Genomic DNA, 19736 nt, shown 5'->3' with positions numbered 1-19736 from the left:
GAAACATGAACACCGTCCTGTGGGTGCTTCAGGCCCTAATCGCATTGCACACCTTAATGGGTGCAGTGTGGAAGTTCTCTAATTCCGCTGAAGAAACGATGCCCTCGCTCAAGGCGATCCCGAACGGAGCTTGGATAGCGATGGGTGGGTTTGAGATCCTCTTGAGTATCTGCTTTCTCATCCCATTGATCTACAAACCATGGGACTTCCTGGCTCCTGTCGCAGCAGTTTGCATCGTAGCGGAGATGCTGTTGTTCATTGGCCTGCATTACTATTCTGGCGACTCGACGCTCGCCCCTGTGGCTTACTGGTTAGTGGTGGCGGTGATCTGCGGTTTCATCGCTTTTGGTCGCTTCATGCTGGTAGGATGACGCCATGATTACCGACATTGAGACGTATTTTTCCCAAGGGTGTGGACGCTGCGAGCGGTTTGCCACCTCGGATTGTTCGACGCGACAGTGGAGCCGAGGGCTCAGCGAGCTTCGGAAGATCTGTCTTGAATCAGGCCTGGTTGAGACAGTGAAGTGGGCACATCCTTGCTACATGCATGCGAATCGCAACATCGTGATTTTCGGTGCATTTCGCGGCGACTTTCGCATCAGTTTCTTCAATGCCGCTTTGATGAAGGATCCCCAGAAAGTCCTGGAAAGGCAGGGTCCCAACGCGCGACACCCTGACATGATTCGGTTTACGAAAAATACTCAAGTGCAGTTAATGAAACAGGCAATCATGTCTTATCTGGACGAGGCCAAAGGCTATGCGGAGGCCGGCATTAAGCCACCAAAAGAGGAATATGAACTTGAACTACCTGGTGAACTTATCGATGCATTGGACGCCGACCCCGTGCTTGCAGACGCTTTTCACTCCCTTACGCCCGGCAGGCAGAGAAGCTACGTGATCAACCTCAATGCAGCAAAGAAACCAGAAACACGGATATCTCGCATCGCCAAGTTTCGAGACAAGATTCTCGCCGGAAAAGGCGTTATGGAGCGGTGAACTACGGATTCAGCGAGAAAGTCAGCTCGACGGCAAGAGGTTCGATTGGAGTTGACTTCGATCACATCCGGGCTCGCAGTTCCCGCAACTTGCCCTCCAGAAAACACCGCCCTGGCTTTTGCTGAGCCAAATCGAGCGCACAGCCGAAAGCTTCCGTCGCCTCATCAAGCCGGCCCGTTCGGCGAGGCAGCTCGCCGCGAGTCGAGTGCAGAAGGTGATAATCCTTCAGGTCGTCGCGAGCCGCCGAGGCAAATCGGTCTGGGATGGGATCACGCAGGGAATTCCCGCGTCGCGAATTCTTGCTTTGTCACGCACAATCCTCTGCGCCATCGCTGCCGGACGCGTCAGGAATGTGCGAGCGATCCCTTCGGTCTTCAGGCCGCAAACCTCTCGCAACGTCAACGGCACTTGAAATTCCGGGTCGATCGCCGGATGGCAGCAAGTAAAAATGAACCGCTGCGGATCGTCTTCGATGTCGTAGCCAGCGCGTGCTTCATTGTCCGCGTCAACGGCTTCGATGCGAGCCAATAGCTCAGGCTGCTTGTCGGCAAGACGACGTTGCCGCCGGATCGCATCGATCGCGCTGAAACGTCCCGTGGAAACCAACCACGCCCGCGGGCTTGCCGGAATGCCCTCTCGCGGCCACTGCTGCCTCGCCGCCGCGAACGCCTCATGCATCGCCTCTTCGGCAAGGTCACAATCACCAAGCAGGTGTACCAGCATCGCGAACCCACGCCGAGACTGCGTTCGGTAAATTTCATCAAGCTCGTTCTGGAAAGAATTCATTGGATTACTACCGGAACCGGGGGTTTGGCGAGATGAAGTTTTGATGAGTTTGCGTAGGTCCTACATCAGAATGATTGCACTGGAATTGCAACTGGCTAAACTTTAGCAGGGCCGCCATCGCACGGCGTGACACGTTTTCGCGCGTTCTTGCGATGGCGATTGAAATTCTCATCTGAAACTCTCGTCGTTTTGACGGCCCTGCGTTCGCCACCCGCTTACCCAACGCTTGCTGCCTATTCTGGAGTTTGTCCCTATGCGAAAGTTCGGTGTGTTTATCTTCTGCAGTCTCGCGCTGCTCCTGTCCGGATCGACGCATGCTCAGGAGTCGTTGCCGTTCCCGCCGACGCCTTCGGCATCGGTGGCGGGCCCGACGATGCAGGAGTCGGAATATCAGACGCGGGTGGATCCCCATCGGCTGCCCGCCGACGCGCCGAACATTCTGATTATCCTGATCGACGATGTCGGTCCCGGTACCCCGGATACCTATGGCGGCGAGGTTCACACACCGAATCTCTCCCGTGTCGCCGAACAAGGCATCTCTTACAATCGCTTTCACTCCACGGCCATGTGCTCTCCGACGCGGGCCTCGCTGCTTACCGGCCGCAACCACACCCGCGTCGGCAATGGACAGATCGCCGAGCTTGCCAACGACTGGGATGGGTTCAGCGGCACGATCCCCAAGTCCAGCGGCACCTTGGCTGAAGTGCTGAAAGATTATGGATACAACACCGCGGCGTGGGGAAAATGGCACAATACGCCGGCCGCGCAGACCACCTCCAAAGGCCCCTTCGATTACTGGCCAACCGGTTACGGATTTGAGTATTTCTACGGATTCTTGGCGGGCGAGGCCTCGCAGTACGAGCCGCATCTGGTCCGAAACACGTCGGTCGTGGAGACTCCCGAAAAACTCGACGACGGCAGCGAGTACCACCTGACCGGAGATATCGCCGACGACGCCATCCACTGGCTTCGCGAGCAGCAGGCGTTTTCGCCGGACAAACCGTTTTTCATGTACTGGGCGACCGGGGCTTCCCACGGACCTCATCAGGTACCCACGCAGTGGGCGGACAAGTACAAAGGCAAGTTCGATGACGGCTGGGACAAGTACCGCGAACGGGTCTTCGCGCGAGCCAAGCGGCTGGGCTGGATCCCGGAAGACACCCGGCTGACCCCGCGCCCCGATTCGCTGGCAGCCTGGGATGACATTCCCGAAGACGAGAAGCCGTTTCAGCGCCGGCTGATGGAAGTGTTTGCCGGATTCAGCGAACACGCCGACCATCATGCGGGCCGGATCCTCGACGAGCTGGAACGTCAGCAGCGGCTGGACAATACGCTGGTGTTCTACATCTGGGGCGACAACGGCTCCAGCGCCGAAGGCCAAAATGGGACGATCAGCGAGCTGCTGGCCCAGAACGGGATCGCCACGAAAATCGAAGACCACATCCGCGCTCTCGACCAGCTCGGCGGACTCGACGTCTTAGGAACGGCGAAGACCGATAATATGTATCACGCCGGATGGGCGTGGGCCGGCAGCACTCCCTACAAGAGCACGAAACTGGTGGCCGCCCACTTCGGCGGAACCCGCCAGCCGATGGCCGTCAGCTGGCCCAAGTCACTGCCAGCCGACAAGACGCCACGGCCTCAGTTTCACCACGTGGTCGACATCGTCCCCACGGTTTACGAGGTGCTGGACATCACGCCGCCGCGAGAGATCCACGGCGTTGCCCAGGATCCGATCGACGGGATCAGTTTGCTGTACACGTTCAAAGACCCCCAAGCCGAAGGCCAGCGCAAGACGCAGTTCTTCGACATCATGGGCAGCCGAGCCATTTATCACGATGGCTGGATGGCCAGTACGTTCGGCCCCCGGACCCCGTGGACGCCCGGTGCGCCCGACCTGTCGGTCTGGGACCCCCGCGACGACACCTGGGAGCTGTACAACCTGGAAGAAGACTGGAGTCAAGCCAACGACTTGGCCGCCGAGATGCCCGAGAAGCTTCAAGATATGAAAGAATTGTTTTTGATCGAATCGACCAAGAACAAGAACCTGCCGATCGGAGGCGGCCTGTGGGTGCCGGTGCTGCATCCCGAAGACAAACCATCGCCGCCTTACACCGAATGGACTTTCTCGGGCAACATAGTCAGGATGCCCGAGTTCGCGGCGCCGGCACTGGGGGCGCGTCCCAACACGGTGACGATCGAGGCGGTCGTGCCGGAAAAGGCCAGCGGCGTCCTGTACGCCCTGGGCGGGTTCTCCGGCGGGCTGACCTGCTACCTGGATGATGGTTACCTCTGTTACGAGTACAACCTGTTCGAGATCGAGCGGACCAAGTTCCGCTCGGACCAAAGGGTGCCTGCCGGGGAAGTGACGATTGAAGTGGACAGTCACTTCGAGCTGGTAAAGCCCGATCTGGTCGGCGAGATCACGTTGAAAGTCAACGGCGAACGGGTCGCCGGCGGCAAGGTCCCGCGTTCGGCTCCGCTCACGTTCACCGCGAACGATTGCCTGGATCTGGGCAGCGACCTGGGCTCGCCGGTTTCCGAATTCTACTATGACCAAAAACCCTTCAAGTTCGACGGCACCCTGAAGACCACCAAGGTCAAGTACACCGACTGAGCTCCACGCCGAAACCGGCCGGCCGCAGCACCTGCACCCGCAGTTCGCTGCGGCCGTCTCTGCTGCGGGAGTCGTCATGCAAGTGTGGCCGGCCGCACGTCCGGTCGGCTGGGGATCCCAGCGGAAAGCGGTGTACAGCAGGACACAGGATCGACGAGAACTGGCTACAATTGAAATCGACGATCAGCGATCTTCACCAGTCTCCAGCCTTGCGAGTCGCCTTCCTCGAATCGCACGGTTGGACCGCACTCAGCCGACCTCATGACACGTGATGCAGAGCATTTGGATCTAACAGAAAGTGAACTCGATACGATTCCCTCGCATCTTCTTGATGGCTGTGCGGCGGAATCCTTCGATGGCCACTTGACCGGCGAGCATGGCAATGATTTCGAGAACGTTTCGCAGGTTGGCCCCTATCGCCTGTTGAATGAAATCGGCCGCGGCGGTTTCGGACGCGTCTACCTGGCCGAGAATGCCGACGCGGATCTGCCTCGCCATCGGACCGTTGCCGTGAAGCTGCTGCGCAGAAGCGGCTCGGCGGCGACCTCCGATAACTTTCGCGATGAATCCAACGCCCTGAAGGCCTTGTCCCACCCGGGCATCGTTTCGCTGCTGGACAGCGGCCTGGCTGGCCCTCACCTGGCCTACCTGGCCATGGATTACGTCCAGGGATCATCGATCGACGCGTACTGCGACCAGCCGGATTGCGACTGGAAGACAATCGTCCACTTGATGATCCAAGCGTGCCGAGCGATTGAACACGCTCATGCCCGAGGCGTGTTGCACTGCGATTTGAAGCCAGCCAATCTGTTGGTCAACCAAAACGGCGAAGTCATCGTCACCGATTTTGGTTTGGTTCGATTTTTCGAAGAATCGAACCCGGCGGCCAGCTTGCTCTCAAAACACCTTCGCGGTACTCCGGCCTACATGGCGCCCGAGCAGTTGCTGCCGCGCGACGGCGCTCCCGGCGGTGAGATCAGCATTGCGACGGATGTTTTCGGGCTGGCCGCGACGCTGTATCGACTGCTCTCGAAGCAAGCACCGAGGGCCGCACGATCGACCCTGTCGGCCATCACGTTGTCCACAGCCGAAGCCCCCATTGCGGTTTTGGAACCGAACCTCGCCAAGTACCGCTGTCCGCGAGCCCTGTTGGCCGTGACCAACCGAGGCCTTCAGCTCGATCCCGAAAAACGCTACGCGACGGTCGGCCAATTGCGGGAGGACCTGGAGAACGTCCTGGCACTGCGGCCCGTGCGAGCTGAGAAGCAAACCGCATGGGATCGCTCGCTGTTGTGGGTTCGGCGCGAGCCGATCTCGGCTGCCTTGGTTAGCGTCGCCATGCTGGCTTGCATCGCCAGCGGGTTTCTGCTGGCCGGCTGGTGGCAGGCCGAGTTGAGCAAACGCGCGATCCTGCACGACCATCTGCGAGCGGCGACGAACACGGTGAAGGATTTTCAGGGGGCCGTGATGCGTTTGCGGCCCGGTGAAGACCTCAGTTCCACGGCTCGTGCGGACTTGTTGGCCGCCACGCGAAACCAGTTTGCCCAATTCGTATCGCTGTATCCGAACGACCGGCCGATGAGGTACAAGTACGCTCAGGCTTGCTACATCCTGGCCGAGTACCTTAATGAGGTCGGCGAAGAACCGCGTGCCATCGACGAAATCCAGCTGGCGATCGCGGAATACAGCTACCTTCTGGGCGTGGGATACGAACCGGAAACGATGCGTTTTGATTTGTTCCACGCGTACCACAAGTTGGGCTACGTCGAACACGAGATTGGCCGGACAGAGCCGGGAAACGAATCACTGATGCTGGCCACGGATTTCATCGGCGGCTTGTTTCGATCCTATCCGCAGAACCTGGATTATGCAGACTGCTATGCCGCCAGCGGGATCGCCTTTGTTCACCTGAACGCCGATTTACTAGCGCCGGATACACTGCGCGAGCATTGCCTCGAGGCCCTTGCCGTTGCCGAAGCGTTGTATGCAAACCCGGCGTCCGAGCCCCGGCACTGGAAGCATCGCATCAGCGCACATAAAGAGCTGGCGAGGCTGGCCGTGCGGGAGGGCCGACCCGAACTGGCTTTGCAGCATTATCGACAAGCGGTGGCGTATGCCCGGGAAGCTTTTGAGGCCGCACCGGAAGCCTGGAACTTTCGACTGGATCTGCTGCGAGCGGAATCGGAACTGGCGGACTGTGCGATCGAGCAGGGGAGATTTGCGGTGGGACTCGAGGCAATCGAGGCGTCGGAGGCTCACCTGCTGTGGCTTCAGACCCACCGCCCGGACCTACACCTTTTGCCATTCATCGTCACGCAGCGAAACGAAGATCGTTCGCGTGCCGCGGAAGCTTTGCGGTAAGATGACAGGTCCGCCCGAGACGCTGCGGCCTGTCGATTTATTCGAAAACGCATGGCCTATGTGAGCCGTTTGGGCGATAGCTCCGGTTTTGCGGTGACGAAACCGAGGCTATCGCCTAAACGGCTCAATCAATCGACAGGCCGGCTAACTCGCGGGCGAGATCGAAGCATTGTACGAGTTGGGAATGGCGAACGAATGAAGAAACATGCGCGCAAACAGAACCCCGCTGGCCCGGCGAGATGGTGGCTCGCCGCGATGGTTGCGGTGGGTGCCTGGACGGTAGTGGTTCCGGCTCGAGCCGACGAACCGGCCGATAGCAACCGCCAACCCGGTGCCTCGGACCGCGAGCCGTCCGCAGGCGAAAAACGGTTCGCCCTCGAGGTCCGGCCGCTGCTTCGCGAGAAGTGCTTTGGCTGTCACAGCAGCGAGGCCGATGAGATGCAAGGGGAGTTCGACCTCAGCTCGCGCGAGTCGATGCTCGGCGGCGGCGATGCCTATGGGGACGTTGCAGTGGTCCCCGGCGATGCCGCGGCGAGTTACCTGTTGGCGATGGTCCGGCGCGAGGAACCCGGTTACGAAATGCCGCCCAAAGAGGCCGAGGCGCTCTCGCAGGAAGAAGTCTGGGCGGTGCGCGACTGGATCAACCACGGAGCTCCCTGGCCAGACGAAGAACGGGTCGCGGAAATCTACGCCGAATACGCCGAGGGGGTCCGTGTCTCGACCAGCGGCGGTTTGAGCGAGCCGTGGACCAACCGTAAATACAAGCCGGAAGACGTGTGGGCGTTTCAGCCCATCGAGCGTGACTTCGCCGATCGGCTGGATGGGCACGATGGTAATCCGGTCGACGCCTTCATCGATCACGGCCTCGAGCAGCGGCAGCTCGAAGCGGCACCGCTGGCCGATCGTCGCACGCTGATCCGCCGCGTCAGCTTCGATCTGCTGGGCTTGCCGCCGACGCCGGAGCAGGTCCGACAGTTTGCCGAAGATCCGCGGCCCAATGATGTCGCGTTCGCGGCCTTGGTCGACCGTCTGCTGGAAAGCCCGCACTACGGCGAGCAGTGGGCCCGGCACTGGCTGGATGTGGTCCGCTATGCCGACAGCTCGGGGTTCGCCAACGACTGGGAACGGCCCAACGCCTGGCGGTACCGCGATTACGTGATCCGTTCGTTCAACGAAGACAAACCCTACGACCGCTTCATCCGCGAACAGATCGCCGGTGATGAGATCGACCGGGACGATCCGGAAATGCTGATCGCTGCGGGCTTCCTGCGGATGGGGCCTTGGGAACATACCGGGATGAGCGTCGCCAAGGTCACCCGTCAACAATGGCTGGACGACATCACCGACACGGTCGGGCAGGTCTTCCTGGCCCAGCCGCTTCAGTGCTGCCGCTGTCACGATCACAAATTCGATCCGATCCCGACTCGTGACTATTACCGCTTTCAAGCCAACTTTGCCACGACCCAGTTCGCCACGGTCGCAGCCGAGTGGTTGGCAGAGGAAAATCTCCGCGGTATGGAGGAAGACCGCCGCTATCACGAGATGCGCCACCGGTGGAACGAACAATCGCTGCAGCGGCTGAACGAGAAACAGAAACAGTACGAACGCGAATGGTTCAAGCAGCGAGATTTGCCCTACCAGAGCAAGGCCGAGGCAAAGAAAGCGGGCGCGGCCGCGGAGGACCTACCCAGCGGCAAGCTGCTGAGAACGCCGCAGGAGTTCGGCCTGGAGCGGATCGCCCGCAAGTGGCGGCAGCGGTTCGGTTGGGAGCTGGATCGCTACGAGCCGCTGGCGTTTACGGTTTACAACGGCAGCACGCGGGAGCCGCCACGCGGCGGCGGCCGCATCAAAATGCCGAAGGCTCCTTTGAAACCAACGGAGCTTCCGCAGACAACGATCTTGACCGGCGGCGACGTCTTTTCACCAGGTGAGCCGGTCGATCCGGGCGTGCTGAGCGCGGTGCCCGGCGGACTGGAAACGGCGATTACCGGCAAACGCGGCGGTCGCCGCACAGAGCTTGCGAACTGGATCGCCAACGCCGAGAACTCGCTGACCGCGCGGGTGATGGTCAACCGCATCTGGTCGCATCACTTCGGCCGCGGCATCGCCGGCAATCCGAACAATTTTGGCGCCACCGGCGAGAAACCCACCCACCCGCGGCTGCTCGACTGGTTGGCGACCGAGTTCACCGAGAACGGCTGGTCGGTCAAACACCTTCACCGCGTGATCATGAACTCGCGGGCTTACCGGCGGGCCAGCACCCATCCGAATCCGCAGCGGCTGGCCGACGTCGATCCGAATCGGCGGTCGTACGCGGTGTTCCTGCCGCGGCGGCTGGAAGCCGAAGAGATCCGCGACGCGATGCTGTTCGTCTCGGGCGATTTAAATCCGGAGATCGGCGGCATCCCGGTGCGACCCGATATGAACCTGGAAGCGGCCCTGCAGCCGCGGATGATCATGGGTACCTTCGCCCCCAGCTACGTGCCGAACCCCAAACCGCAAACCCGCAACCGACGTTCGATCTACATCACGCGACTTCGCGGACAGCGGATGCCGTTCATGGAAACGTTCAACCAACCGGGATCGTCGACCTCCTGCGAACGGCGCGACCAGTCGAACATCACGCCGCAAGTGTTCGCGTTGATGAACGGCCGCGACAACCATGACCGCGCGTTGGCGCTCGCCCACCGGTTGCTCGAAGCGACAGGCGGTGCCGAGCAGGGCGAGACCAACCGCCGGGCGGTGGTCGAGCGGTTGATTCGCTTGGTCTACGGTCGCGAGCCGCTGGCCGGAGAGGTCGACGCGATGCTGCAGCACTGGCGCAGGATGCTCACGCGGCAACAGCAACTGCACTTCGACCCGCCCGAGTGGCCTACCACAGTGGTGCGAGAAGCGATCGACGAGAACACCGGCAAACCGTTTCGGTTCACCGAGAAACTGTTCGTCTACGAAGACTACCAGGCAGACCTGGCACGTCATGAAGCGAGCCCTGAAAAGCGGGCCCTGAGCGATCTGTGCCTGGTGCTGCTGAACAGCAACGAATTCATCTACGTTTACTAGTGGGATTGTCCGGCATGCCTTTCCAACGTCCTTCAGCCGTGCCCCGACGCGACTTCCTTTACGGCCTGGGTGCCAGTCTCGGCTCCGTGGCGTTCTCTTCGATGTTGGCTCAAGCCGAACAAGAGAACACGGCCGAGCACGCTTCCGCCACCAGAAGCCCCCATTTCCCTCGGGCCAAGGCAAAGCACTGCATCTTTCTTTACATGGAAGGCGGACCGTCGCACATCGATACGTTCGACCCGAAGCCGCAGCTGAGCGAGCTGCACATGAAGGAATTTCATCGCAGCGGCGAAGAGCAATCGGCGATGAGCAGCGGAAAGCGGTACTACGTCGAGAGCCCGTTCAAGTTCCACAAGGCGGGAGACAGCGGGGCCGACATGTGCGAGTTGTGGGAGCATCTCTCGGGCGTGGCTGACGAGCTCTGTTTCTTCCGTGGCTGTCAGGTCGAATCGGTCAACCATCCCACGGCCAATTATCACGTCAACACCGGCAACCGATTCGGTGGCGATCCGTCCCTCGGCGCCTGGGTCAACTACGGTCTCGGCAGCGAGAACCAGGACCTGCCGGGCTTCATCGTGTTGCCGGAGCTGGCGTATCCTCAAGGCGGCGCGGCGAACTGGTCCAACGGCTTCCTGCCCACGGCCCTGCAAGGCACGCCCCTGCGGCCGAAAGGTTCCCCGATTCTCGACATCGCGCCGCCCGAAGGCATCAGCCGCCAGCACCAGCGAGAGAACCTGGACTTCCTGCAGCAGATCAACGCTCGCCATGCGGCCCGGCATCCGCAGCACGCCCAGCTAGCGGCGCGGATGGAGAATTACGAGCTGGCGTTCCGGATGCAAATGGAGGTGCCGGGGGTGCTGAATATTGACGGCGAAAACCAGCAGACGCTCGACCGCTACGGCATCGGCCTAGCGCCGACGGACAACTTCGCCCGTCGCTGTTTGTTGGCTCGCAAGTTGGTCGAACAGGGCGTTCGGTTCGTGCAGGTCTACTGCAGCACCTGGGACTCGCACGATTACATCGCCAAAGCTCACGGCGCCTTGATCCCCACGGTGGACCGTCCGATCGCTGCTCTGATCAACGACCTGAAAGAGCGGGGGATGCTGGAGGAGACACTGATCGTCTGGATGGGCGAGTTCGGCCGCACGCCCGACAATGGGGTGCGTGGCGGCGGTCTCGCTTACGGACGCGATCACAACCCCGACGCGATGACGATTTGGATGGCCGGCGGCGGCTGCAAGGCCGGACACACCGTCGGGGCGACCGACGAGATCGGGGCGACGGCGGTGGAGAACGTGCACCACGTCCGCGACTTCCACGTCACGCTGTTGCGTCTGCTGGGACTGGACGACAACAAGTTGACCTACTACCACGCGGGCCGCTTCAAACAACTCAGCCAATTCGGCGGCAAGGTGATCGACGAGTTGATTGCCTAGTGCCGTTACCGTACCAACGGCTCAGGCTCGCGGCGACATCGCGTCCGTCCCATGGGGACTGAATCGCGAACCTCTAGAGCAAGTTTCCGCCGGCATCCTTGTGCCGACATGCTTAACATAGTTGTGTCGCCCACCTCTAACACCTGCCGAAAGAACACACGCGGGCCTCGTTGTTGACGGGCCGCTGGTGGCACCACGTCGGCGCCTCGGCAAGCGTCCATTATCGGGCTCCGACGTTCGGCGAACGGAGTGGGAAGCCTGGTGGGCGAGCAAAGGCAAGTCCAGCAAGTAACGCTGCGGGTGTACAGTAAACAGCGTTCCTCGCATCGCCCGGCGGCTTTAATGTCCATCCAGCGTCTTGAACAGCGATCAGTCAAACGCGAAACTTGATAAACTTCTTGATCGCCCCTCCTACATTGTTGCTCATACCAACCATTCGCAAACCATCAAGGCCAGTCGCATGCCAAGTGGTGAAGCTCCCAGAATTTTCAAGGAGGAACTGAAGAAAGACGTTCTCGCTACCACTCCCTTTGCAGAGAATTGTCATGCAACCCATGATGGCCTGACCGTTCGCTGCCCGCTGTGCCACAATCCGATCATTGTCGAAGAGAGCAGCACGCTTGCGGATGTGTTGTGTCCTCTATGCGGAAGCAACTTCAGCCTGGCTGGCGACGTGTCGTCGACAATGTCCGCAAGCGACCTATGCGAGATCGGTCATTTTAGGCTTATCGATCGGCTGGGAATGGGCACGTTCGGTATCGTCTGGAAAGCGCACGATACGAAACTTGATCGCATCGTCGCGATAAAAATCCCGCGTCAGAGACGGTTTGACGATCAACAGGAAAGAGCGTTTCTCAGGGAGGCTCAGAACGTCGCCCAGCTGAACCATCCCTATATCGTCCCAGTGCACGAGGTGGGACGCTCCAACAACACGCTGTACATCGTTACGGACTACATTCAGGGCGTCACCCTAGCCGAGTGGCTGACTGCCCGTGAACCGTCCATCAGTGAAGCGATTGCGTTTTGCACCAAGATCGCCCGAATCCTGCAACACGCTCATCAGCGGGGCGTTGTGCATCGCGATCTGAAGCCCGGCAACATCATGATCGACGCGGAGGGCGAGCCCCACTTGATGGATTTCGGTCTGGCTCGCCGCGATGCCGGCGACGTCTCCATGACCTTGGACGGCCAGATCCTCGGCACGCCAGCCTTTATGTCTCCGGAGCAGGCTCGTGGTGAGGGGCACAACGCCGATCCGTGCAGCGATCTGTATTCGCTCGGGGTCATCATGTTTCGGTTGCTGACCGGAGAGCTTCCGTTTCGTGGCAATATCCGCATGTTGATTCATCAAATGATCAATGAAGACGCGCCAAGTCCTCGCAAGCTGAATGCACAGATCCCGCTCGACTTGGAAACGATCTGCTTGAAATGTCTCGAAAAGGAACCCCAAAAACGATATTCGTCTGCGGCTTTTGTCGCCGATGAACTAGAACGATTCCAACGTGGTGAATCCATCGTCGCTCGTCCCATAGGTCAACTTGAACGGATCTGGCGATGGTATACCAAGAACCCCACGGTCTCTGTGTTAGCCGCGGGCGGGTATATCGCGGCCCTCATGATGATCATGACCCTGTGGGGATTATTCGGGATCCTTTTTTACGCGACGGGCCTGCATCCCACCGAAAAGCCCTATTTCGCGATTGCTGAAATCCTTTGTTTCAGCTCGTGCATCTATCTGCCCGGCCTCGTAGCGGGGATCGGAGTCCTGAAAGGCCGCTTCGGATTCGTTTGGCTCGGTCTGCTCGTCCTGACCCTCGGTTTGATCACGTTGGTGACATCGGCAGTCGGAATAGGGCCAGAGCTCGAAAATTTCCGAGCGGCTGAAAACAGCCTGTTCATTCGTTATCAACTTTTAACCTTACTAGGAACGATGACGGCTCTTGGCCTTGCCCTCCACGCATTCGCCCTGTTCAACGGCTGGGCGTTGTTGCGGAAGGGAGACACGTCGGCCTAAGGGTCGGCTGGCGGGCTGGGTGGCGGCTGCGGATCGTGGGCGGCTTCGCAAAACCCCTCAAGCCGTACGCGCTAGCGTCGGGTCTCGCGGCGGTAGATCTCGAGGCGGCGGTTCGGGTTTCCGCACCATGATCCATTGCGCAACACTGCAGCGGGAAACGGGGTCGTGGCCATGGAAACCCGCTCGCGCCGTCGGCTCGGTTGCGGGTTTCCTCGTTATCGCTTGCGGTCTTCGCGGATATATTCGGTGAAGGTTTCGAGGTGGGGCTGGTACTCGGGCATGTCTTTCCAGAACGCGCGGCGCGGCGGCTGGAGGACTCGTCCTTCCGGATAATCCTCGCCTGCCGCGCTGGCTTCGATGCTGCGCAGCCGCTTCTCGGCCTCGGCCTTCATTCGCTCATACCGCTCGGGCAACTCTGCCGACACGTCCGTGGTCTCGCTCGGGTCCGAACGCAAATCGAACAGCTGCCAGCGATCGGACTGCTGATCATTCGTGTTGATCAGTTTGTAGTCACCGTCGATCAAAGCGGCTCCCTGTTGATAACGAAACGGAATGCCGCGGCTTCGCTGGGGTGTCTTTCCATCAAACAGCGGCAGAAGGCTCTCTCCGTCTCGCACCGCCAACATCGATTCATCGGGCAGGCCCAGCAGGTCCACGATCGTGGGCATGATGTCCATCGTCGATGCGGGATAATCCGTCACCTGGGGCTCGATCCGGCCCGGCCATTCGATGATGCCCGGCACGCGGATGCCGCCTTCGAACAGGTCGCCCTTGTGACCGCGAAGGCCGGCAACCGCATTCGGGTCGAGGCTCAAGCCGCCGTTGTCGCTGCAGTACCAAACCAGCGTATCCCGCTCGACCCCCAGCTCCCGCAATCCGCTCCTGAGCACACCGATGCTGCGGTCGATGCCGACAATCTCGCCAAAGTGATGGGCAAGTCGTTCGGGGCTATCGTCAAAGGCCTGCCGATCCTTTTCCAGAGCTCGCTGCGGATGGTGCGGCGAACCGTACCAGATGACGGCCAGAAAGGGTGAGTCGTTCGACGTCTGCTGGGCCATAAACTTCAGGGCTTCGCTGACAATGATGTTCGAAGAGTCGCCCTCGTACGCTTCGAACGTACCACGACGGCTCATCAGTGGATCGAGGTCGAAGAAGTTCGTGACCGACAACCACTCGTCGAATCCGTAATGGCCCGGATGGTTGGCGTCGTCTGCGAGAATCGGAACGCCGGGTCCCCGCACGCCGTTCAGATGCCACTTGCCGAAGTGCCCGGTCGCGTAGCCCGCTCTCTGGAGCGCCCGCGGCAGTGTCTTCTCCTGCAGGCAGAGGTTATATCCGTGCGAAGGAACCCCGGTACGCTCGTGCGTTCTGCCGGTCAGGACCGAGGCCCGGGTCGGCGAGCAGACGGGTCCCGCCGCATAGAACCGGTCGAAGCGTAGCCCGCCGGCAGCCATCGCATCCAGATGCGGCGTTTCCAGGACGGGATGCCCGTTGTAGCCCACCTGTCCCCAGCCCTGATCGTCGGCCATCACCAACACGATGTTCGGTCGTTCTGCCGCCGCCGCACTGGCGGTCGCAACCATGGCGGCCAGCAGGACGGTCAACCGGAAGGCAAAGGACCGGGTCCAGGTTTCAGATATAAAAGACGCTCTCATCAATCGGTCTCCAGCAAGTTGCCGCGTCTGTAAACACCGGGACCGACGAAGCAGCCGCCTCGTTTGCCTCGGGCCACCTCGCCCCAGGTTCACCCCAGCCGCCGTGGCGAAATCGAGCCGTCTCTACTCCGACTCCACTCGCTCGAAGACAACGAGCGTGTGCCGATTCTCGGCCGTTGAAGAAAACTGTTTGGGTCGATCCTCTCCCGCCGGCGCAAAACACAGCTTGCGAGTATTCTCTTTGAGTTGATAGATCCCTAAGAACTGCTCACCGGCTTCTTCGCCCTCGGTCGGGGTAAAGTCGATGAACTTGGGTTTCTGGGTAGGATCGAACACGCTGGTGCCTTTGCCGATCTCTTTACCTTCCAAGCGAACGCTCCAGGTGCCATCTTTGCCGTTGACGACCGTGATCATCTGAGCATCCTCGTCCTCCGCCTTATTACCGTTGACGGTCAAGGCCGTTACTCGCCAAGTGCCTTCCATTCGTTCGCGATCCTTTTTGATCGCATCATCTTTGGCATCGTCGGCTGCCGCCGAGGCGGCGAGCAAGAGTCCGACGACCAACAAGCCAACCACTGAATATCGCATTGTCGCAGCCTCCGCGAAGTCGAGAATCGATCGACAGCCCCTATCGATTATACCGTTCTCGCTCGTCGTTGGCGTAACAGGATCCGGCGGACTTACTTTCCCACGATCTGGATGTTGGGCACCGGTGGAGCCGCTTATAATGCCCAGCCCCACGCGGAACGTCCTGAACCGTGGGTAACAGAAGATTTGTTTGGCGTGGCAGTTGTTTGCCCAGCGGATCAGCGTACCGTTGTATGCTGTGCGGCTTTGTCCCGTCCTTCTTTTACTGACTGTCCTCTACCGGGAACCACCTTGAATCCATGACCGCTCGAACACATGTTTTGCAGCAATTCGTCTGCTTGATGGCTATCGTCCTGATTGCCGCTGGGCATCTGATCGGCCCCTCGCGCGCGGCCGCTGCGGATGGGCCTCGATACTACGAACCAGTTGACCCCGGACAGCCGAAGGTGATCGAGTGCGATGTTGCGGTTTACGGGGGCACACCGGCCGGGGTGACGGCGGCAATTCAAGCCGCTCGCGAAGGCAAACGAGCCGTGTTGCTGTCCTTCAACCGCCACGTGGGCGGCATGACGTCCGGCGGGCTGACCGCGACCGACCTCGGTCGGGTCCGTTCCATCGGCGGCATGGCCCGAGAATTTTACGACCGCATCGGCAAGACGCGCGACTATCGTCCGTCCAAGGCAGAACAGTTGTACCGGACGATGCTGGAGGAGGCGGGCGTCGAGGTCCTGCTGCGGCGTCCACTGAAGTCCGTCGAAATGCGCGAGAACCGGCTGGTGTCGGCCACCCTGGAAAGCGGAGAAACGGTTCGTGCGGCGATGTTCGTGGACAGCACCTATGAGGGCGACCTGTTGGCTGCTGCGAATGTTTCCTACCGCGTCGGACGAGAGCCCGCAGCCGCTTACGACGAATCCTTAGGCGGCCAGTGGCAGACGGTATCCTGGAAAAACGTCTACCAGTTCTGCCGATTGCCGATCAGTCCCTTTGTGATTGCGGATGACCCGGATTCGGGACTGCTGCCCGAAATCGCAGCGGAGCCTGCGGGCAAGCCCGGCGAGGGCGACTACAAGGTGCAGGCCTACAATTTCCGCATGCAGCTGACTCGCGATGCGGACCGAATCGCGTTCCCCAAACCGCCCAAGTATGATGCCAACCGCTACGCCCTGCTGGCTCGCTTTTTGAACTTCGACGACGACATCGAGTGGCGACTGAACTATACGACGGCGCCGATGACCGACGGGCCGGTTCAGATGCGAGAGGGCGACAGCAACAACGCGGGCAGTTTCTCGTCGGATTACGTCGGTGGCAATTATCGCTGGCCCGACGGCACCTACGAGCCGATCTCTTTTACGGAAATGCCGGCGCCGCGTCGTGGCCTTCCGGTGCCGCTAGGAGAGTTGTACGAGCTGCGCGAAGCCATCTTCCAAGATCACGTCAATTACCAGCAGGGATTGATGTATTTTCTGGCGAATGACCCACAGGTTCCGAAGTCGCTGCGGAAGCGAGTGAACGCCTGGGGACTGGACCCGCAGGAGTTTCAGGAAACCGGCTTTTGGCCGCATCAACTGTACGTGCGAGAGGGTCGTCGCATGGTGTCCGATTATGTCGTTACGCAGGCCGATTGCCAGTCGCGCCGCGTCGCGGAAGATTCCGTGGGCCTGGCGTCGTATCCCATGGACTCGCATTTTTGCCAGCGCGTGGTTGTGGAAGAAAACGGTGTGCTGACCGTTCGCAACGAAGGTGGCTTCGGGCATCCATTCCGAAAACCCTATCCCGTTTCGTACCGCGCGATCGTGCCGCGGAAGCGCGAGTGCGAGAACCTGTTCGTGCCGGTCTGCCTGTCATCATCGCACGTGGCTTATGGATCGATTCGCATGGAACCGGTCTTTATGATCCTCGGCCAGAGCGCCGGTACAGCCGCCGCGATGGCGATCGACAACGGTATCGCCGTACAGGATGTGGACTACCAAGCGCTGAGGGCCAAACTGGAGCGCGACAAACAGCGGCTGGATTGGGAGAATTAGTGCCGCGTCCAGGTCAGCTACGGCCAGGCCCTAAGATCAAATGCTGACGCAGCACTAGGCTCTGGCTGAGGCCCCGATGGGGTGAACACGGTCGTCTCAGCTGGCGATCTCGCGATAGTGGATCTCGGCTTCCTCTAGCAGCGACCTGGCTTGCTCGACCGAGTCCTTCCAGTAGGACGTTTTCATCTTGAAGGGTTTGGCCACGATCTCGGTGATGCCGGCCTGGATGATTTCGACCGTACAGCGAGCACAAGGCGGGCCGCCCCAGACTTCGCCGCTCTCATCGGTCAGGGCCAGGTACAGCACACAACCGCGGGTGCTGACTCCGATCCGGGCGGCATTCAGGATCGCGTTCATCTCGGCGTGCACGACCAACGAACGCTTCAGTTCCTTGTTCTCAAGCCGCTCGGGCGTATCGGCGATGCCGCGAGGCAGGCCGTTGTAGCCCATCGAGCGGACTTCGCGATCCGGGCCCACGATGATCGCCCCGGCTTGGGTTGCCGGATCCTTGGACATCCGAGCATTTTCCAACGCCAGCGTGATAAAGTGGCGGTCCCATTTCAGTTGATCAGGCATCGAGGTCGTATCCGTGTTCCGATTCAAGCTTCCCGTTGGTCATTTCTCTGGTGCTCGCGATTCTGGCGCATGGACTCCGCGTTGAGTAGGTCAGGCAAAAAGCAAGCCGCCGAGGGCTCTCATCCCCGATGCTTTCGCAATTGATACTCGGCCCGCGAATCACGCCAATGGCCGCGAATCGAAACCGCTTGACGCAATCGACACGATGATCGCAACGCCGAACGCAAACGCCAGTTACGAATTGCGATAACCGGCGCGGCGGCGAAAGATTGCTCAATTCAAGACCGCTCGACTTCACGGCCTGGCAATCCGATCCTCTCTGGTCATACGAGACTTAGCAGGACTCCTGCTGCAAATAGTGCAAACAACCAGCGACGAAACCGTCCAGCGAAGCAGGCAAACGTCAAGCCAACGGAAAGCGGAACGAGGAAGAATACCACGAACTCGATTTTATCCATCCATGCTTCGCGTGGCGAAAGATACCAAGGCCATACACCGAAACGAGACGGGTAGAAGAACACGGCAAACCAGGCCCCAATTGACAGCGACAGAACAAAGGAGACTGCGGTCATCCAATTCGCGAAATGCGAGCGATTCGGATTCCTTGTCGCATTGCGCTCAGATGTCACGTCGGTCGGAGTATATGGGCTTTGATTCAATGCAAAACTCGAAGTGGGGGTTGACTTTCTGTGGGGTAACGGCGGCCATCACCCGACATGCGTGAGCGACTTCCCATTTCAAAAAAACCGGTCGCGTGCGCGGTACGCAGAATTTGGTTATTTGCAATTCTCGAGTTCGATCGCACGCTTTCGTGCATCACGCACGATGGGTTCCTGGGGCAAAACCTGAACAAGCATGTCCAAATCGACACTGCTCGAAACTCCAAATACGCACGTCCGCTCAAGTTTACCGAGGCAGTACCGAAGTTTTAATCGAACTCGACCACGAGAGTGAACAGTGAGCCACGAAATACGAACGTGTTCAGGTTTGATCTTCGGCCCCGCGCTGGAGTGTGTTCGCTGAAGCGTGCGGCCACGAACTGTGATCGTTGGCGGGAAGGCGGATAGCAACGCGAAGTAGAAACAAAGGTAGAGTATCACGCCGGGAAGGGAGAGGAGCATCCACCAGAGTCGGTTGGGGATGGCAAATTGGGGAATCGCAATCTTGCACAAGGCGATAATCGCGGCACCAACAAACGCGGATGCAAGAACGATCACCACTAGCGAACGCAGGTTGAGAATTTGGCGCAACTGTCGCCATAATCTTGGCACATAGAACCAGCGTGGCTCATGCCATTTCAGCCTGGCGGCATTGGAAACGATGCCTGTCAAAAAAGATTCGCCTTTCCCAAATAACAACGTTAGTGTTAACCGGCTTGTCGCCCACGGTTGACCGGTTCTTGCAGCGTCAGATCGGCAACTGTGGTTCAACACATGGTTCTTGTGAGGTGATCGGATTAGCGGGCGATTTGCCAACCTGCCAATCTAGCTCGACCTCAGAATACGGGCCCAAACGGGACCAGGCAATATTTGACCTCGCAAATCAGCGACTCACTACGCGAATGTTCCTACCTCCATTTTCCTAACATCTGCTCGCCAGGGACAGGTAGGAACATGGAGGTAG

The 19736-nt window shown here is 59.8% G+C and carries 13 protein-coding genes; 8 read left to right on the top strand and 5 right to left on the bottom strand.

Features of this window, described 5'->3' with window-relative positions:
• Together GE027_RS21170 and GE027_RS21165 are read left to right on the top strand one after the other, a co-directional pair.
• The coding region (locus tag GE027_RS21170) for a DoxX family protein (RefSeq protein WP_202617494.1) at window positions 1-371 on the top strand (371 nt) is incomplete at its 5' end.
• Window positions 372-375: 4 nt separating this feature from the next.
• Complete coding sequence (locus tag GE027_RS21165; RefSeq protein ID WP_153559221.1) at window positions 376-996, top strand: YdeI/OmpD-associated family protein; 621 nt, start codon at window positions 376-378, stop codon at window positions 994-996.
• A 225-nt stretch (window positions 997-1221) separates the two neighbouring features.
• Here the strand turns inward: GE027_RS21165 and GE027_RS21160 are convergent, their stop codons facing one another.
• A complete protein-coding gene (locus tag GE027_RS21160; protein WP_237607706.1) occupies window positions 1222-1719 on the bottom strand; it encodes a sigma factor in 498 nt (165 codons plus the stop codon).
• 316 nt (window positions 1720-2035) lie between these two features.
• On the opposite strand from GE027_RS21160, the gene GE027_RS21155 reads away from it, so the two are divergent.
• The 5 genes from GE027_RS21155 (at window position 2036) to GE027_RS21135 (ending at window position 13270) form a co-directional block, all read left to right on the top strand.
• The gene (locus tag GE027_RS21155) at window positions 2036-4399 is read left to right on the top strand and encodes an arylsulfatase (protein ID WP_153559219.1); all 2364 of its coding nucleotides are present in this window, start codon (window positions 2036-2038) and stop codon (window positions 4397-4399) included.
• 261 nt (window positions 4400-4660) lie between these two features.
• On the top strand, window positions 4661-6760 hold the full coding sequence (locus GE027_RS21150) for a serine/threonine-protein kinase (protein WP_153559218.1): 2100 nt from the start codon (window positions 4661-4663) through the stop codon (window positions 6758-6760).
• Window positions 6761-6955: 195 nt separating this feature from the next.
• Window positions 6956-9820: a PSD1 and planctomycete cytochrome C domain-containing protein gene (locus GE027_RS21145; protein WP_202617493.1), complete on the top strand. Its 2865-nt coding sequence runs from the start codon at window positions 6956-6958 to the stop codon at window positions 9818-9820.
• Window positions 9821-9834: 14 nt separating this feature from the next.
• Window positions 9835-11256 carry a DUF1501 domain-containing protein gene (locus GE027_RS21140; RefSeq protein ID WP_153559217.1) on the top strand — a complete coding sequence of 474 codons (1422 nt, stop codon included), beginning with the start codon at window positions 9835-9837 and terminating at the stop codon, window positions 11254-11256.
• Window positions 11257-11614: 358 nt separating this feature from the next.
• Window positions 11615-13270, top strand: coding sequence for a serine/threonine protein kinase (locus GE027_RS21135; protein ID WP_153559216.1), 1656 nt, complete (start codon window positions 11615-11617; stop codon window positions 13268-13270).
• A 215-nt stretch (window positions 13271-13485) separates the two neighbouring features.
• Here GE027_RS21135 and GE027_RS21130 read toward each other — a convergent pair whose 3' ends face one another.
• Together GE027_RS21130 and GE027_RS21125 are read right to left on the bottom strand one after the other, a co-directional pair.
• The gene (locus GE027_RS21130; RefSeq protein ID WP_237607705.1) at window positions 13486-14925 is read right to left on the bottom strand and encodes a sulfatase family protein; all 1440 of its coding nucleotides are present in this window, start codon (window positions 14923-14925) and stop codon (window positions 13486-13488) included.
• Between the two features lie 123 nt (window positions 14926-15048).
• Complete coding sequence (locus GE027_RS21125) at window positions 15049-15513, bottom strand: TIGR03067 domain-containing protein (RefSeq protein ID WP_153559215.1); 465 nt, start codon at window positions 15511-15513, stop codon at window positions 15049-15051.
• A gap of 299 nt (window positions 15514-15812) precedes the next feature.
• Between GE027_RS21125 and GE027_RS21120 the strand changes: the two genes are divergently transcribed.
• Window positions 15813-17537, top strand: coding sequence for an FAD-dependent oxidoreductase (locus GE027_RS21120; RefSeq protein WP_202617492.1), 1725 nt, complete (start codon window positions 15813-15815; stop codon window positions 17535-17537).
• A 96-nt stretch (window positions 17538-17633) separates the two neighbouring features.
• On the opposite strand, the gene GE027_RS21115 is transcribed toward GE027_RS21120, so the two are convergent.
• On the bottom strand, window positions 17634-18113 hold the full coding sequence (locus tag GE027_RS21115) for a deoxycytidylate deaminase (protein ID WP_153559214.1): 480 nt from the start codon (window positions 18111-18113) through the stop codon (window positions 17634-17636).
• 776 nt (window positions 18114-18889) lie between these two features.
• Complete coding sequence (locus GE027_RS21110) at window positions 18890-19471, bottom strand: hypothetical protein (RefSeq protein WP_153559213.1); 582 nt, start codon at window positions 19469-19471, stop codon at window positions 18890-18892.
• Window positions 19472-19736: the final 265 nt, after the last annotated feature.

Source organism: Roseimaritima sediminicola (assembly GCF_009618275.1).
GTDB classification, from domain to species: Bacteria; Planctomycetota; Planctomycetia; order Pirellulales; family Pirellulaceae; genus Roseimaritima; species Roseimaritima sediminicola.
The sequence above is the reverse complement of the archived record's forward strand: the minus strand, read 5'-3'. Positions and strand labels throughout refer to the sequence as shown.

Bases quoted from the DNA above. Each gene is read 5' to 3' on its own strand.
- GE027_RS21140 (WP_153559217.1), top strand. From the start codon at position 9,835: ATGCCTTTCCAACGTCCTTCAGCCGTGCCCCGACGCGACTTCCTTTAC.
- GE027_RS21165 (WP_153559221.1), top strand. From the start codon at position 376: ATGATTACCGACATTGAGACGTATTTTTCCCAAGGGTGTGGACGCTGC.
- GE027_RS21120 (WP_202617492.1), top strand. From the start codon at position 15,813: ATGACCGCTCGAACACATGTTTTGCAGCAATTCGTCTGCTTGATGGCT.
- GE027_RS21130 (WP_237607705.1), bottom strand. From the start codon at position 14,925: ATGAGAGCGTCTTTTATATCTGAAACCTGGACCCGGTCCTTTGCCTTC.
- GE027_RS21115 (WP_153559214.1), bottom strand. From the start codon at position 18,113: ATGCCTGATCAACTGAAATGGGACCGCCACTTTATCACGCTGGCGTTG.
- GE027_RS21150 (WP_153559218.1), top strand. From the start codon at position 4,661: ATGACACGTGATGCAGAGCATTTGGATCTAACAGAAAGTGAACTCGAT.
- GE027_RS21145 (WP_202617493.1), top strand. From the start codon at position 6,956: ATGAAGAAACATGCGCGCAAACAGAACCCCGCTGGCCCGGCGAGATGG.
- GE027_RS21155 (WP_153559219.1), top strand. From the start codon at position 2,036: ATGCGAAAGTTCGGTGTGTTTATCTTCTGCAGTCTCGCGCTGCTCCTG.
- GE027_RS21125 (WP_153559215.1), bottom strand. From the start codon at position 15,513: ATGCGATATTCAGTGGTTGGCTTGTTGGTCGTCGGACTCTTGCTCGCC.
- GE027_RS21160 (WP_237607706.1), bottom strand. From the start codon at position 1,719: ATGCTGGTACACCTGCTTGGTGATTGTGACCTTGCCGAAGAGGCGATG.